Raw genomic sequence first — 14,260 nt, 5'->3', positions numbered from 1 at the left:
ATCCGAGTGCATTACTCAGGCTAAACTCGACAGAGCTTCCCCGGCCTGCCCTGAGTGTGCAATGACCCACCCCCACGAAATCCGCCCCGATATCGACGAAGGCATCGATCGCAAGGTGCTGGCGAAATTGCGTGCGCGGTTTCTGCAACTGAACACAGGCCGGCTACAGCGCGCCATGGATGGGCTTTCGACCCGCCAGCAACAGGTGTTGACCCTGCTACCACTGCTGTTTCACGTCAACCACCCGCTGCTGCCTGGCTACGTTTCGGGTAGCACCCCGGCCGGTGTGTCGGGCTTCGAGCCCGATGCCAACCTGGTCGCCGAGGGCCAACGGCTGGCGCGATCGTTCACTTACAAAACACGCCTGGGCAACCCCAACCGCCCGATACACGGCCTGTTTCTGATGGGCAGCCTTGGCACGCTGGCCCAGGCTGAGCAAAGCGACATCGACCTGTGGGTCTGTCATGCCCCCGGCCTGGGTGACAGCCAGCTCGATGAACTGCGACGCAAATGCCAGTTGCTCGAAACCTGGGCCGCCAGCCTGGGCGCCGAAGCACACTGCTTCCTGATCGACCCGCAAAGCTTCGCCCAAGGCCAGCGCGACAGCCAGCTCAGCTCCGACGACTGTGGTACCACCCAGCACTACCTTCTGCTCGACGAGTTCTACCGCACGGCCATCTGGTTGGCCGGGCGCACACCGCTGTGGTGGCTGGTGCCGGTGTATGAAGAGCGCAACTACAGCAGCTACACCGAAACCTTGCTGTCCAAGCGTTTCATCCGCAGCACCGATGCTCTCGATCTCGGCAACCTGGCCCACATCCCGGCCGGCGAGTATGTCGGCGCTGGCCTGTGGCAGCTGTTCAAAGGTATCGACTCACCTTACAAGTCACTGCTCAAGCTGTTGCTGACCGAGGTCTACGCCAGCGAACATCCAGCCGTACGCTGCCTGAGCCTGGACTATAAACAGGCGGTATTCGCCAACCACCTCGACCTCGATGCGCTTGATCCCTACGTCATGGTTTACCGGCGCATCGAACGCTACCTGCAAGCACGCGGTGAAACCAGGCGGCTGGAGCTGGCAAGGCGCAGCCTTTACCTGAAGGTCAACAAGAAACTCAGCGGCCTGGACCGCGCACGAAGCAACGGCTGGCAGCGCCGGTTGCTCAAGCGCCTGGCCGATGAGTGGGGTTGGGACGAGCGCCAACTGGCGTTGCTCGACAGCCGCAGCCAGTGGAAAGTGCGTCAGGTGGCCGTGGAGCGCCGCGAACTGGTTGCCGAGCTGAACCATAGCTACCGCTTCCTCAGCCAGTTCGCGCAAAACAACAATGCCAGCAGCCGCGCCGACCAGCGCGACCTGAATGTCCTGGGCCGGCGCCTTTATGCCGCGTTCGAGCGCCGTGCCGGCAAGATAGAAGTGATCAACCCCGGCATTGCCCCGGATCTCGCCGAGGACACCCTGACCCTGGTCCAGTCGCCAAATCGCAAGGAACCCGGCAGCCATCACTGGGGCCTGTACAACGGTAGCCTGAGTGTTCACGAATGGGAGCACTTCAGCCCGATCAAACGCTGCCGAGAGCTGATCGAGCTGCTGACCTGGGCACACCGCAACGGCGTCATCGACAACACCACGCGCCTGGCGCTGCACCCCGGCGTCAGTGACCTGAACGAGTTCGAGCTGTTCAACCTGCTCGGCAGCCTGCAGCAGAGCATCCCTTTGCCATTGGAAACCGTCAGTGAAGTGCGCCTGTTGCAACCGAGCGTGGCCAACGAGATTCTGCTGCTGGTCAACGTCGGCGTCGATCCGTTGCAACACCATCGCGACTTGAACATCCTGATGACCACCGAGCGGACCGACTCGTTGAGCTACGCGGGCGTTCGCGAAAACCTGGTGCTGACCCTCGACCAGATTACCCTCAACAGCTGGAACGAAGTGCTGGTCCAGCGCTACGACGGCGAGCACGCCCTGATGCGTTGCCTGCGCGATTTCCTCAACAGCCTCGGCCAGCGCAGCCATCGGCCGAGCGTGCGGGTGCGCTGTTTCTGCCACAACCGCGCCCAGGCCATCAGCCAGCGGGTCGAGGAGATTTTCGACACGGTGCAACTGTTGCTCGACCAGGGTCGCAACCACCGCTACCTGCTGCAGGTGGCGCAGCACACACACGTGCTGGAACTGCTGCCCGGCCAGGTCAGCCTGACCACGCTCGCAGAGCATGAGGCCGTACTCGATTGCCTGGGCGAAGAACGCAGCACCTACAGCCCGCTATACCTGGATGCCAATGCCCTGCAGGACCACGACCTGCCACTGGTGCTGGAACACGGCCGCCCCGGCTGCATCCAGGTGTTCTACCGCCTGCTTGAGGGCTGGGCCGACCTGTATGTGCTGGATGAGTACAATGCCCTGTGGCAGCAACGCCTGCCCTTGCACGACGAAAACCACCTGCTGCTGCCGCTGCAGCGCTTTCTGCGCTCGATGGTAATGCGCCACGACGCACGCGTGCCGCTGGACAACCTGCAGCAAGCACCATTGCAGACCCACTATGCGCAACTGTTGCCCTCGGGGCCGGGCAAGGCACGCAGCATAGAGCCGCGGTCAACGCCCAACGACCTCAATGATCAGCCGTATTACGAAGTGCAGGCCATCCTCCAGGCCGGCACGGGCGATGACATGCATGTCACGCTCTATTGCAATCAGCAGGAGTTTTCCGAGCTGGACCACGGCGATGAGCTCTACACCGTGGTCGCCCGGCAGATTCTCAGCCAGCGCCGCAGCGCCGGGCACTACCGCTGTTACATCACAGATCTTGACCTGTCCGAACTGCTCGATGACGAAAGGGGCTCGACCGTCCTCTACCTGCGCTACAAGCGCGAACTGGAGCAGGCCCTGAACGATGGCCTGGCTCAGTTGCAGGCTACCCTGGAGCCTTGAACCCTCAGAGGTCGAAATCGCCCGCAGCTTCAGGCTGGTACTCGACGGCCAGCAACTTGAGCTTGAGGGTTTTGCCCCCTGGCGCAGGCCAGTCGATCTGCTCGCCCACCGACAAGCCCAGCAGTGCGCAACCAATCGGCGCCAGGATCGATACCTTGCCTTCGCCGCCGGCATCCTTCGGATACACCAGGGTCAGATGGTAGTCCTTGCCGCTGGCTTCCTCACGGCAGTGCACGCGCGAATTCATGGTCACAACACCCGCCGGCACTTCCTCGTGACCGACCACCTGCTCGGCGCGGTCCAGCTCGTCCTGAAGGGCGAGCACACCCGGGGTACTTTCGTCGAGGCTGTCGATCAGGCGCTCCAGACGCTGCACGTCCAATCGGGTAAGGATGAGGGAAGGCTTGGTGCTCATGATCCAGTCAGACTCCATTGAACGGTTGGTTTTCTAGGGGCAGATAAAGCAAAACCCCGCCCAGAGGGCGGGGTTTGATGAGTGCTTTGGCGTCACCGACGCATAACCCGACACTACCACAGCCGGGCAAATACTCAAGCCTGCGCGCGCAAGGCATCGGCTTCGCGGCAAATCTGCCGGCGCCGTTCGTCGTCGGCCGAGCGCCACTCGCGAATGTGCTCGACATGGCGATGGCAACCTGTGCAAACGCGCTGTTCATCCAGCCGGCACACGCTGATGCACGGCGACGGCACCGCTGGGCTGACGTTGCTGTAAAGCGGCTTGGCGGGCCGCGCCTGGGCGCTCATATCAGATCTCGTCGAAGTCCAGCTTTTCGCCGGCCCGCTCCCAGACAATCCGCTCGAGCATCTCGCCCAGCAGCTCTTCGCTCTTCTCGCAGACCCACTTGCCGCTCTCTTCGTCGTAGTCGAAGTGGAAGCCACCGGAGCGGTCGGCCAGCCAAAGCTGACGCAGTGGCTCCTGGCGGCTGAAGATCAGCTGGCTGCCGTTGTCGAACTTGATGGTAAGTACGCCGGCGGAATTCTCCATGTCCAAGTCCAGGCCGCTCTCGTCGAACAGGTCTTCCAGGGCCTGTTGGGTGGCGTCGACCAGATCATGGAAACGCGCTTCGCTCAAACTCATTGCAGGAACCTCGAAATTGGCTGCGTTACAGGCAGGTCGGGCAAGATACGGGCGCTTGGCGCCAGCCGCAAGCGGCGAGCTCCAAGCTGCAAGAAAAAGGTCAGCGTACACCTGAGGGCTTTTTCTTGCCGCTTGCCGCTCACCGCTTGTGGCTAATTTCTGCCCGCCCGGCGGACCGGCTCTTGCATAGGCAATCCGGCAGTCGCTCGGTATACTCGGGCGCAATACTGCATATTTCAAAGGATTTCACCCATGAAGCGCCTGATTTCCTCGCTCGCGGCGCTGGTCGCGGTTGCCTGCCTCGTTTCGGCCTGCGGTCAGAAGGGCCCCCTGTACCTGCCAGAAGACGGCAAGGACGGCAAGGGCAGCCAGAAGTCGCATCAGCACCAGCACGCTCAGCCTGTCCAGCCACAGGATGAGCAGCCAATCGAGCCCGAGCAAACGCCAGAGCAGTAAGGAAATCAGATGAACGCTTTCAATTACCGCGACGGTGAACTGTTCGCGGAGGGCGTGGCCCTGTCGGCCATCGCCGAACGTTTCGGCACCCCCACCTACGTGTACTCGCGCGCCCACATCGAGGCCCAGTACCGCAGCTATACCGATGCCCTGCAAGGTGTCGAGCACCTGGTGTGCTTCGCGGTCAAGGCCAACTCCAACCTTGGTGTGCTGAACGTTCTGGCCCGCATCGGCGCAGGCTTCGACATCGTTTCCGGCGGTGAGCTGGAGCGGGTACTGGCCGCCGGTGGGCGGGCTGACCGTGTGGTGTTCTCCGGCGTCGGCAAGACCCGCGAAGACATGCGGCGCGCGTTGGAAGTCGGCGTTCATTGCTTCAACGTCGAATCCACCGACGAACTGGAGCGCCTGCAGGTGGTTGCCGCCGAGATGGGCAAGGTCGCCCCCGTCTCGCTGCGGGTCAACCCGGACGTCGATGCCGGCACCCACCCTTACATTTCCACCGGCCTCAAAGAGAATAAGTTCGGCATCGCCATCGCCGACGCCGAAGCCATCTACGTGCGTGCCGCGCAGCTGCCAAACCTGGAAGTGGTCGGTGTCGACTGCCACATCGGCTCGCAGCTGACCACCGTAGAGCCATTCCTCGACGCGCTCGACCGCCTGCTGGACCTGGTCGACCGCTTGGCCGATTGCGGCATCCACCTGCGCCATCTGGACCTGGGCGGCGGTGTTGGCGTGCGCTATCGCGACGAAGAGCCGCCACTGGTAGCCGATTACATCAAGGCCATCCGCGAGCGCGTCGGCGACCGTGACCTGGCCCTGGTGTTCGAGCCGGGCCGCTACATCGTGGCCAACGCCGGTGCCCTGCTGACCCGCGTGGAATACCTCAAGCACACCGAACACAAAGACTTCGCCATCATTGATGCGGCGATGAACGACCTGATCCGTCCAGCCCTGTACCAGGCCTGGATGGGCGTTAGCGCGGTCACCCCACGTGAGGGCGAAGGGCGTGCCTACGACCTGGTCGGGCCAATCTGCGAAACCGGCGACTTCCTCGCCAAGGACCGCCAGCTGAACCTGGCCGAAGGTGACCTGCTGGCTGTGCAGTCTGCGGGCGCCTATGGTTTCGTCATGAGCTCGAACTACAACACCCGTGGCCGTTGTGCGGAAATCCTGGTCGACGGCGATCAGGCTTTCGAAGTCCGCCGTCGCGAGACCATTGCCGAACTGTACGCTGGCGAAAGCCTGCTGCCGGAGTGACCCCATGCTTCTGCGTTTTACCAAGATGCATGGGCTGGGCAATGACTTCATGGTCCTGGACCTGGTCAGCCAGCACGCACACATCCAGCCCAAGCACGCCAAGCAATGGGGCGACCGCCACACCGGCATCGGCTTCGACCAACTGCTGATCGTCGAGGCACCGAACAATCCGGAAGTGGATTTCCGCTACCGGATCTTCAATGCCGACGGTTCGGAAGTGGAACAATGCGGCAACGGTGCGCGCTGCTTCGCACGATTCGTGCTGGACAAACGCTTGACCGCGAAAAAGCGCATCCGTGTTGAAACCAAGGGCGGCATCATCGAGCTGGACGTGCAGAACGACGGCCAGGTGTGTGTCGACATGGGGCCACCGCGCTTCATTCCCGCCGAAATCCCATTCGTCGCTGATGAGCAGGCGCTCAATTACCCGCTGGAAGTCGACGGCGAGTTGCACTCTATTGCTGCCGTATCCATGGGTAATCCGCATGCCGTGCTGCGCGTCGATGACATACGTACTGCGCCGGTCCATGGCCTGGGCCCGAAAATCGAGAACCACCCACGCTTCCCGCAGCGGGTGAACGCCGGTTTTCTCCAGGTCATTGACCGCCACCGCGCCAACCTGCGGGTATGGGAACGTGGCGCCGGCGAGACCCAGGCCTGCGGCACCGGTGCCTGTGCAGCAGCCGTGGCCGCCATCAGCCAGGGCTGGATGGACTCTCCGGTGTCCCTGGACCTGCCTGGTGGGCGCCTGAACATCGAGTGGGCCGGCCCCGGCACGTCCGTGTTGATGACTGGCCCAGCCGTACGCGTCTACGAAGGACAGGTTCGTCTCTAAGCGAGTAACCGCCATGACCGATCAGCCCAAGGTTGTACCCCAGCAGTCCAGTGAGCTCGATGCCGAAGCGGTGGTCGCCTACCTGCGCGCCCACCCGACCTTCTTCGCCGAACACGACGAACTGTTGGTCGAGCAACGTATCCCTCACCAGCGTGGCGACAGCGTGTCGCTGGTGGAACGCCAGCTCAAACTGCTGCGCGATCGCAACATCGAGATGCGCCATCGCCTATCACAACTGATGGACGTGGCCCGGGACAACGACCGGCTGTTCGAAAAGACTCGCCGGCTGATCCTCGACCTGCTCGATGCCGGCAGCCTGGAAGAAGTGGTCATGGCGGTCGAAGACAGCCTGCGCCAGGAGTTCCAGGTCCCGTTCGTCAGCCTGATCCTGTTCGGTGACCATGCAGCGCCGGTTGGCCGTTGGGTCAGTAATGCCGAGGCCCAGCAGGCCATCGGCGGCCTGCTGGGCGGCGGCAAGACAGTCAGTGGCAACCTGCGTGAGCACGAACTGGCCTTCCTGTTCGGTGAGGAGCAGCACCATGAAGTGGGCTCCAGCGCCGTCGCTGCCCTGGAGTACCAAGGGTTGCACGGCGTGCTGGCGATCGGCAGCCGCGATCCGCAACACTACAAGAGCAGCGTCGGCACCCTGTTCCTTGGCTACATCGCCGAAGTGCTAGGCCGCGTGGTGCCGCGCGTTACCCAGCCCCTGCGCCCGGTGCGCTGATGGAACGCCAGCTGGAGGCTTATTGCGCCCACCTGCGCAACGAGCGCCAGGTGTCCGAACACACGCTGCTGGCCTACCGCCGCGACCTCGAAAAGGTCATCGAATACTGCAACACCCAAGGCATAGCTGGCTGGGGCGCCTTGCAGATCCAGCAACTGCGCCAACTGATCGCCCGCCAGCATCATCAGGGGCAATCCTCGCGCAGCCTGGCGCGGCTACTGTCGGCGGTACGCGGGCTGTATCGCTACCTGAACCGTGAAGGCCTCTGCCAGCACGATCCCGCCAGCGGCCTGAGCGCCCCCAAGGGCGAGCGCCGGCTGCCCAAGGTGCTGGACACCGACCGTGCCCTGCAACTGCTCGACGGCGGCGTGGACGACGACTTCATCGCCCGCCGCGACCAGGCCATCCTCGAACTGTTCTATTCCTCTGGCCTGCGCCTGTCCGAGCTGACCAACCTCGACCTTGAGCACCTGGACCTTGCTGCCGGCCTGGTACAGGTGCTCGGCAAAGGTGGCAAGGCGCGCGTGCTGCCTGTCGGCCGCAAAGCGCGCGAAGCCATGCAGCAATGGTTGCGGCTGCGCGGCATCGGCGGCCCGCGTGACGGCGCCGTTTTCATCAGCCGTCAAGGCAATCGCCTTGGGCCACGGGCTATCCAGATGCGGGTCAAGGCAGCCGGTGAACGCGAACTGGGCCAGCACCTGCACCCGCACATGCTTCGCCATTCATTCGCCAGCCATGTGCTGGAATCGTCCCAGGACCTGCGGGCGGTGCAGGAAATGCTCGGCCATGCCGACATCAGCACCACACAGATCTACACCCACCTGGACTTCCAGCACCTGGCGGCGGTGTACGACAGCGCCCACCCACGGGCCAAACGCAGCAAAGGCACAGACTCATGAGCATCAAGCTGATCACGTTCGACCTTGACGACACCTTGTGGGACACCGCGCCAGTGATTGCCAGCGCGGAAGTCGTGCTGCGCGACTGGCTGCAGGCCAACGCTCCGATACTTGGCGGCGTGCCGGTGGAGCACCTGTTCGCCATTCGCGAACGTCTGGTGCAGGCTGAGCCAGGCCTCAAGCACCGTATCAGCGCTTTGCGCCGGCGCGTGCTGTTCCATGCGCTGGAAGAGGTGGGATACAGCGAAAAGCACGCTCAGGAGCTTGCCAACGAAGGGTTTGAGGTGTTCTTGCATGCCCGGCACCAGGTTGAGGTGTTCCCAGAAGTGCAGCCGGTGCTGGAAATTCTGCGCCACCACTACACCCTGGGGGTGGTCACCAATGGCAATGCCGACGTACGCCGCCTGGGCCTGGCCGATTACTTCCGCTTCGCCCTGTGCGCCGAGGACCTGGGGATAGGCAAACCAGACCCGGCGCCCTTCATCGAAGCGCTGAAGCGTGGCGAAGTAGAAGCCAGTGCCGCCGTGCATGTTGGCGATCATCCCGGGGATGACATTGGCGGCGCCCAGCGCGCAGGCTTGCGGGCGGTTTGGTTCAACCCCCAGGGCAAGGCCTGGTTGGGGGAAGCGGCGCCGGATGCCGAAATCCAGCGCCTGTCGCAGCTGCCCGACATACTTGCGCGCTGGCGCTGACAGGGGCCGCTTTGCGGCAGTGAAAACCGATAGCCACAAAAAAGCCCGCAGCGACGGCGGGCTTTTTGGTGTTCAGCCACTCAGATAGGGCGGCTGCCGTACTTGTTGTCCGGCTTCTTGGGCGGGTCGGCGACTACGTTGGCCTCGACTTCCTGCACCTTGCCACCGCGCGAAAGGAATTCTTCCATCGCCTTGGCCAGGGCATCACGCTCCTTTTGCTTGGCTTCCATGCTCGGCATCTCGTCTACCGAAACAGCCGCCTTGGATTTGCCTTTGGCAACCGGTGCCGGGCTGCTGTCGTCATCGCCAGCGTCTTCAGCGCCATCGTCAGCCGCAGCTTCGAGGCCATCATCAGCCTCGTCTTCGTCGCCTACTTCGAGGTCATCATTTTCCAGATCGTCGTCGCTCATGTTCTACCTCATGACTTGCGAAAAGCAGGTTAGTTATAGACCAGTGCAGCCGTAGACCGGCAGCCACCAGTGAAAATTCAACTGGCCGTGGGTTGGCCACTGCCCTTGGGACGGCACTCCTGATGGGACGCCCCGCCCGGCAGGCCCTGCTCCTGGCAGGACCTGACAAAACCTTGCAGCCCTTGCTGGCCACACGCTATTGGCAAGCCTAGCAAAGGCTGACGAAGCGTGCGGACAACTCGTGCAACACCTCTCGGCGCGCATTCTAGCGCGCCCGTGGAAAAAGCAAAGCTCCATAAACGCCCTGCTTGTTGTAAGTTTTTGGCCTACGTCGCGAACGTGACTGATAAACCGTTTGCTCTGCGGGAAATGGCAAAAAACAGGCAAAAAAATGCCCGGCAAGCCGGGCAAGTTTTTCCAGCGTCGCAGTTACAGGTTGTAACCGCGTTCGTTGTGTTGAGCCAGGTCGAGGCCGACCGACTCTTCTTCTTCGTTGACCCGCAAGCCCATCACCACGTCCAGCACCTTGAGGATCACGTAGGTGACGATGGCGGTGTAGACCACGGTGAAAATCACGCCCTTGGCCTGGATCCAGACCTGCGCACCGATATCGGTGACCGCGCCGAAGCCGCCCAGGGCCGGAGCCGCGAACACACCGGTGAGGATGGCGCCGATGATGCCGCCGATGCCATGCACGCCGAAGGCATCCAGGGAGTCGTCATAACCCAGCTTGCGCTTGAGGGTGGTAGCGCAGAAGTAGCAGAGCACGCCAGACACCAGGCCAATCACCAGGGCGCCCATCGGGCCCACGGTGCCGGCAGCAGGGGTGATGGCAACCAGGCCGGCGACCACACCCGAGGCGATGCCCAGGGCGCTAGGTTTGCCGTGGCCGATCCACTCGGCGAACATCCAGCCCAACGCTGCAGCAGCGGTGGCGATCTGGGTCACCAGCATGGCCATGCCGGCAGTGCCGTTGGCGGCTGCGGCGGAGCCGGCGTTGAAGCCGAACCAACCGATCCACAGCATGGCTGCGCCCATTAGGGTGTAGCCCAGGTTGTGCGGGGCCATCGGGGTAGTCGGGTAGCCTTTGCGCTTGCCCAATACCAGGCAGCAGACCAGGCCGGCGATACCTGCGTTGATGTGCACCACGGTGCCGCCAGCGAAGTCGAGCACGCCCCAGTCCCACATCAGCGCGCCATCACCGCTCCAGACCATGTGCGCGATCGGTGCGTAGACCAAGGTGAACCAGATGCCCATGAACACCAGCATTGCCGAGAACTTCATGCGTTCGGCGAAGGCACCCACGATCAGCGCCGGGGTGATGATGGCGAAGGTCATCTGGAAGGTAATGAAGACCGCTTCAGGGAACAGTGCGGCAGCCGACGTCAGGCCGTCCGGAGTGACGCCGCTGAGAAACGCCTTGGAGAAGCCGCCGACGAAGGAATTGAAGTTGAGCACGCCCTTTTCCATACCGGTGGTATCGAAGGCCATGCTGTAGCCGTAAACGACCCAGAGAATGCTCATCAGGCCGGTGATGGCAAAGCATTGCATCATCACCGAAAGTACGTTCTTCGAACGCACCATACCGCCGTAGAACAGGGCCAGGCCCGGGATGGTCATGAACAGCACCAGCGCCGTGGCAGTCAGCATCCAGGCGGTGTCACCTGAGTTCAGAACTGGGGCGGCAGCCTCCTCTGCCAGGGCGATGCCCGGCATTACGAGGGACAATAGGGCTCCTAGCCCTGCGATCTTACGCAGAGTCATGTTGTTTTCTCCTGGGGCGTTGGGTTTGGTGAGGCTTTTTTGGGCGCTTAGATCGCGTCGGTATCGGTTTCGCCGGTACGGATGCGGATTGCCTGCTCCAGATTCACCACGAAGATCTTGCCGTCACCGATCTTGCCGGTGTTGGCAGCCTTGGTGATGGCTTCGATCACTCGATCGAGGTCCTTGTCGTCGATGGCGACGTCGATCTTCACCTTGGGCAGGAAGTCGACCACATATTCCGCACCGCGATACAACTCGGTGTGACCCTTCTGCCGACCGAAGCCTTTGACTTCGGTGACGGTGATGCCCTGCACGCCGATTTCCGACAGTGACTCTCGCACGTCGTCCAGCTTGAACGGCTTGATGATGGCTGTGACTAGCTTCATGAAACTCTCTCCCGATTTGGTGGACTTGCCCCAGGAAAACAAACCCGTCTCAAGTCTAAGCGCAGCGGTTGGCTTTGTAACGCGTCGTCGGCATCCGGCTCCGCGTGCGCACTGCCTGGTCACAAGGAACTGCATCAGTGCATGGCTCGTACAGGTCTTTGCAGAAACCTTGCCAGTTCCGTTAAAGCGCCGAAAAACAGGCAGTTGCGTGAAAGAGTCAGGATTGGCCAGTCGCCAGCATTAAAAAGATGCACAGCCTTGGTGCACATCAGTGCACGGGCCTGCTCGAAAAACGTGCAACGAAGCGCGAAAGGGCCACGTGTTACACTGCCGGCCATTCCCATCAGCAGTGGACAGCCGATCATGCTCGCGCCCAAAGCCCTTCTCGATGCCCTGAGCGACCAGGCCTCGCGCCTGTTCAGTGGCGACACCGCCCAGCCCCGCGCCGAACTGGAAAGCCAGTTCAAGGTGCTGATGCAAGGTGCCTTCAGTAAGCTGGACCTGGTCAGCCGCGAAGAATTCGACAGCCAGATGGTCGTATTGGCCCGCACCCGTGCGCGCCTGGAGGCCCTGGAGAAACAGGTCGCCGAGTTGGAAGCCCGCATGGCACCCGCGGCACAGGATTAAGCTCCGCGCCCTGCCCTCACGCGGGAGCCCGCAGCCGGCCGGGTGCCTGGCTGCTTGGCTTGGGCGGCAGCTCACTGGCATGCAGGTCCCCTCGAAACAGCGTTGCACCGCACACCGTGAACAGCGTCCTGAACAGGTTGTGCGAATTGCGAATCCGGGCCTGAATGCCCTCGATGACCGAATCCTCTGGCTGCAGCGCGACCGCACGGTTGGCCCATTCGATGGCCGCGAAGCGGCTCGGCTTGCGCGTACCATGCCCGTGCATCCAGGCCAGGCCAAGCTCCGCGCTGGCACGCCCGGCTATCGCGCAATCAACGTAGTGCACCAGATCCAGCAGGTAGGCGACTGCCTCTGCACGCTCCCGGGGGTCGCCGAACTGGCGCTGCAGAATGGCCAACTGCAAGCGGGCCTGGGCATCGAGCGCCTCGTTGCCCAGGCAATCGAGCAGCAAGCGCCTTACCGCCAGCATCGCGCTACGCTCGCTCAAGTTCTGGTCATTACGCATGCGTTGGCAGGCCAGGTCGTACTTGGCCATCTGGCTGCCTGCCTGCGCGGCACACAGCAGCCAATGCGCTGCTGCACCAGAGTCTATGTAGTGTTCCGGCGTCCCCTCGAGCCGACCGCAATGCAGCGCGTAAAGCGCGGCGGCGGCATCGGGCAACTTGCACTCGGCACACTGCCTGTAGAGGAAATACGCGGCCTCGTAATACTTGGCGGCCCAAAGCAGGCGCGCTACCTCGAGTACATCAAAGCCCAGCCCCTCGCGGCCGCACTGTCGTTTAACCGCAGCGTTCAGCCAGGTGCGGGCCTGCTCGGCGCATTGCCTGAAACCCCACAACCCGAACTGGTGCCCCACGGACCGCAAAGCACAGGCCGCCGCTTGCCTGCGGTTTTCGCTTAACCGCTCGATGGCGATACGCAAGCTTTGCGCATCGTCTTGCACGCCATGTGTCACTACCAGGCAGACAAAGCTGTAGAACGGCTCACCAATGGCCGGTACGAAGCCCTGATCGGGGTATAGCGCCACAGAAGCGACGAAGTCGTGCATCGCACCGGGGTAATCCTTTAGCGAAAAGCGGCGAAAAGCCCCTCGTCGGGCCATGAGCGTGGCGCGTTCCTTTGGCCTGAGCTCGCGTTGCATCCACCGCTCGAAGAGTCGCTGCCAAGCCGCGACTTGCTGCACCTGATCGGCAGAAGGCAGCCGGAACTGATCCTCAAGTGCCAGCCAACGGATCGCATTACGCAGGGTTTCAGGCCAGCCCCGGCATAAAGGGCCGCTGGCCACGGCATCAATGGCCTCATAACTACCGCCCCAACGGGGTGTGAGGTAGCTGGCATAGGCCTCGACCACCTCGAAGCAACCAGGGAACCAGTTCAAGGCATGGCGCAGCCAGTAGTCCCGCGCAGGCTCCTGCTCAGCCAGCAGGCGGTGAGTCAGGCACGAAGGCAGCACTTGCGGCAGCTCAACCAGGGGTGCCAGCCCATATTTGACCAGCAGCGGTGCCGCAGCCTCCTGCACTTCGACATCGGCATGGGCACTGGGCCGAAAGCACGCCGTCCGTCCCTGAAACAGCTCCACCAGCCAGCCCGGTTCACGAAAATGCGCACTGATCTGCAACATACCGATCGCCGCCGCTACAGGCTGCGCGCAACGCTCAATGGCCCGCAGGAAGTGCGCTGCGGCCATTTCGCAGGCCTGCTCGGCGGCCAGCCAGCGCGCTGCGGATACCTCATTGGCGGCAACCGTACCGCGAATACGGCAAGCGCGATTGAAGCAGTGAAAGCCCATGGCTACCTGGGGGTGATAAGCCTTGGGGCAGGCATCGATCCAGGCTTTGAGGCGTTGTGTGAGGGCCTTGCTGCCTTCTACATCCCAGTCGACCAGCATGTGCCCCTGAACAGCCTCAAGGTAGGCCGGGCACGCCCCTGGGCGCGCTTGCCGCCACTGCGCCTGAAGGGTATCGAAGAAATGGTTGAGTTCAGCGAACTCCTTGGCCTTTACCTGTTCATGGATCTGCTGGCGGATGCGAGTGAGCGTTTGCACGGGCAGTACCTTAAGTCCATTTGGAGGAGACGCATTGCCATCCCATGGCAAGGCAGTAACGGTTGAACACTAAGCCATAGCTTTGCCAGGCGCAAAGATATTGGATCCATTGTTTGTCAGGTTGTATGAAAAGCAGGGGAGATC

Annotated in this window: 15 protein-coding genes; 8 read left to right on the top strand and 7 right to left on the bottom strand. The window is 62.4% G+C overall.

Translation table 11 applies throughout. From position 1 onward, the window contains the following. Positions 1-61: 61 nt before the first annotated feature. Entirely contained in the window at positions 62-2,926 is a 2,865-nt protein-coding gene (locus ACW4TB_RS00160) for a class I adenylate cyclase (protein WP_254466978.1), read from the top strand. A gap of 4 nt (positions 2,927-2,930) precedes the next feature. Here ACW4TB_RS00160 and rnk read toward each other — a convergent pair whose 3' ends face one another. The 3 genes from rnk to cyaY all read right to left on the bottom strand — a co-directional run bounded on the left by rnk (position 2,931) and on the right by cyaY (position 4,022). Next, on the bottom strand, positions 2,931-3,341 hold the full coding sequence (gene rnk / locus ACW4TB_RS00155; protein ID WP_012312196.1) for a nucleoside diphosphate kinase regulator: 411 nt from the start codon (positions 3,339-3,341) through the stop codon (positions 2,931-2,933). Positions 3,342-3,475: 134 nt separating this feature from the next. Continuing rightward, positions 3,476-3,688 (bottom strand): DUF1289 domain-containing protein, encoded by a 213-nt coding sequence (locus ACW4TB_RS00150; protein WP_012312195.1) that lies wholly within the window; start codon positions 3,686-3,688, stop codon positions 3,476-3,478. 1 nt (position 3,689) lies between these two features. Continuing rightward, positions 3,690-4,022, bottom strand: coding sequence for an iron donor protein CyaY (cyaY, locus tag ACW4TB_RS00145; RefSeq protein WP_012312194.1), 333 nt, complete (start codon positions 4,020-4,022; stop codon positions 3,690-3,692). Positions 4,023-4,274: 252 nt separating this feature from the next. Between cyaY and lptM the strand changes: the two genes are divergently transcribed. The 6 genes from lptM to ACW4TB_RS00115 are packed head-to-tail and all read left to right on the top strand — an operon-like array spanning position 4,275 to position 8,885. Then, positions 4,275-4,478: an LPS translocon maturation chaperone LptM gene (gene lptM / locus ACW4TB_RS00140; protein WP_012312193.1), complete on the top strand. Its 204-nt coding sequence runs from the start codon at positions 4,275-4,277 to the stop codon at positions 4,476-4,478. A 9-nt stretch (positions 4,479-4,487) separates the two neighbouring features. After that, the gene (lysA, locus tag ACW4TB_RS00135) at positions 4,488-5,735 is read left to right on the top strand and encodes a diaminopimelate decarboxylase (protein ID WP_279930076.1); all 1,248 of its coding nucleotides are present in this window, start codon (positions 4,488-4,490) and stop codon (positions 5,733-5,735) included. A 10-nt stretch (positions 5,736-5,745) separates the two neighbouring features. Continuing rightward, complete coding sequence (gene dapF, locus ACW4TB_RS00130) at positions 5,746-6,570, top strand: diaminopimelate epimerase (protein ID WP_455842877.1); 825 nt, start codon at positions 5,746-5,748, stop codon at positions 6,568-6,570. 13 nt (positions 6,571-6,583) lie between these two features. Then, positions 6,584-7,294 carry a DUF484 family protein gene (locus ACW4TB_RS00125; protein WP_012312190.1) on the top strand — a complete coding sequence of 237 codons (711 nt, stop codon included), beginning with the start codon at positions 6,584-6,586 and terminating at the stop codon, positions 7,292-7,294. Next, on the top strand, positions 7,294-8,193 hold the full coding sequence (xerC, locus tag ACW4TB_RS00120; protein WP_012312189.1) for a tyrosine recombinase XerC: 900 nt from the start codon (positions 7,294-7,296) through the stop codon (positions 8,191-8,193). Before ACW4TB_RS00125 ends, xerC begins: the two co-directional genes overlap by 1 nt. Continuing rightward, positions 8,190-8,885 carry an HAD family hydrolase gene (locus ACW4TB_RS00115; RefSeq protein ID WP_012312188.1) on the top strand — a complete coding sequence of 232 codons (696 nt, stop codon included), beginning with the start codon at positions 8,190-8,192 and terminating at the stop codon, positions 8,883-8,885. The genes xerC and ACW4TB_RS00115 overlap by 4 nt, the downstream gene beginning before the upstream one ends. Before the next feature lie 80 nt (positions 8,886-8,965). On the opposite strand, the gene sutA is transcribed toward ACW4TB_RS00115, so the two are convergent. The 3 genes from sutA to glnK form a co-directional block, all read right to left on the bottom strand. Next, entirely contained in the window at positions 8,966-9,295 is a 330-nt protein-coding gene (gene sutA / locus ACW4TB_RS00110) for a transcriptional regulator SutA (RefSeq protein ID WP_012312187.1), read from the bottom strand. A 429-nt stretch (positions 9,296-9,724) separates the two neighbouring features. Further along, positions 9,725-11,059 carry an ammonium transporter gene (locus ACW4TB_RS00105; RefSeq protein WP_012312186.1) on the bottom strand — a complete coding sequence of 445 codons (1,335 nt, stop codon included), beginning with the start codon at positions 11,057-11,059 and terminating at the stop codon, positions 9,725-9,727. A 47-nt stretch (positions 11,060-11,106) separates the two neighbouring features. Then, positions 11,107-11,445 (bottom strand): P-II family nitrogen regulator, encoded by a 339-nt coding sequence (gene glnK, locus ACW4TB_RS00100; protein ID WP_002555808.1) that lies wholly within the window; start codon positions 11,443-11,445, stop codon positions 11,107-11,109. Between the two features lie 363 nt (positions 11,446-11,808). Between glnK and ACW4TB_RS00095 the strand changes: the two genes are divergently transcribed. Beyond that, on the top strand, positions 11,809-12,072 hold the full coding sequence (locus ACW4TB_RS00095) for an accessory factor UbiK family protein (RefSeq protein WP_012312185.1): 264 nt from the start codon (positions 11,809-11,811) through the stop codon (positions 12,070-12,072). Between the two features lie 16 nt (positions 12,073-12,088). Here the strand turns inward: ACW4TB_RS00095 and ACW4TB_RS00090 are convergent, their stop codons facing one another. Continuing rightward, positions 12,089-14,116 carry a DUF4034 domain-containing protein gene (locus ACW4TB_RS00090; protein ID WP_279930084.1) on the bottom strand — a complete coding sequence of 676 codons (2,028 nt, stop codon included), beginning with the start codon at positions 14,114-14,116 and terminating at the stop codon, positions 12,089-12,091. Positions 14,117-14,260: the final 144 nt, after the last annotated feature.

Source organism: Lelliottia jeotgali (genome assembly GCF_977070485.1).
The sequence above is the reverse complement of the archived record's forward strand: the minus strand, read 5'-3'. Positions and strand labels throughout refer to the sequence as shown.

Bases quoted from the DNA above. Each gene is read 5' to 3' on its own strand.
- ACW4TB_RS00105 (WP_012312186.1), bottom strand. From the start codon at position 11,059: ATGACTCTGCGTAAGATCGCAGGGCTAGGAGCCCTATTGTCCCTCGTA.
- ACW4TB_RS00115 (WP_012312188.1), top strand. From the start codon at position 8,190: ATGAGCATCAAGCTGATCACGTTCGACCTTGACGACACCTTGTGGGAC.
- xerC (WP_012312189.1), top strand. From the start codon at position 7,294: ATGGAACGCCAGCTGGAGGCTTATTGCGCCCACCTGCGCAACGAGCGC.
- cyaY (WP_012312194.1), bottom strand. From the start codon at position 4,022: ATGAGTTTGAGCGAAGCGCGTTTCCATGATCTGGTCGACGCCACCCAA.
- ACW4TB_RS00125 (WP_012312190.1), top strand. From the start codon at position 6,584: ATGACCGATCAGCCCAAGGTTGTACCCCAGCAGTCCAGTGAGCTCGAT.
- lptM (WP_012312193.1), top strand. From the start codon at position 4,275: ATGAAGCGCCTGATTTCCTCGCTCGCGGCGCTGGTCGCGGTTGCCTGC.
- ACW4TB_RS00095 (WP_012312185.1), top strand. From the start codon at position 11,809: ATGCTCGCGCCCAAAGCCCTTCTCGATGCCCTGAGCGACCAGGCCTCG.
- glnK (WP_002555808.1), bottom strand. From the start codon at position 11,445: ATGAAGCTAGTCACAGCCATCATCAAGCCGTTCAAGCTGGACGACGTG.
- rnk (WP_012312196.1), bottom strand. From the start codon at position 3,341: ATGAGCACCAAGCCTTCCCTCATCCTTACCCGATTGGACGTGCAGCGT.
- lysA (WP_279930076.1), top strand. From the start codon at position 4,488: ATGAACGCTTTCAATTACCGCGACGGTGAACTGTTCGCGGAGGGCGTG.
- ACW4TB_RS00150 (WP_012312195.1), bottom strand. From the start codon at position 3,688: ATGAGCGCCCAGGCGCGGCCCGCCAAGCCGCTTTACAGCAACGTCAGC.
- sutA (WP_012312187.1), bottom strand. From the start codon at position 9,295: ATGAGCGACGACGATCTGGAAAATGATGACCTCGAAGTAGGCGACGAA.
- ACW4TB_RS00160 (WP_254466978.1), top strand. From the start codon at position 62: ATGACCCACCCCCACGAAATCCGCCCCGATATCGACGAAGGCATCGAT.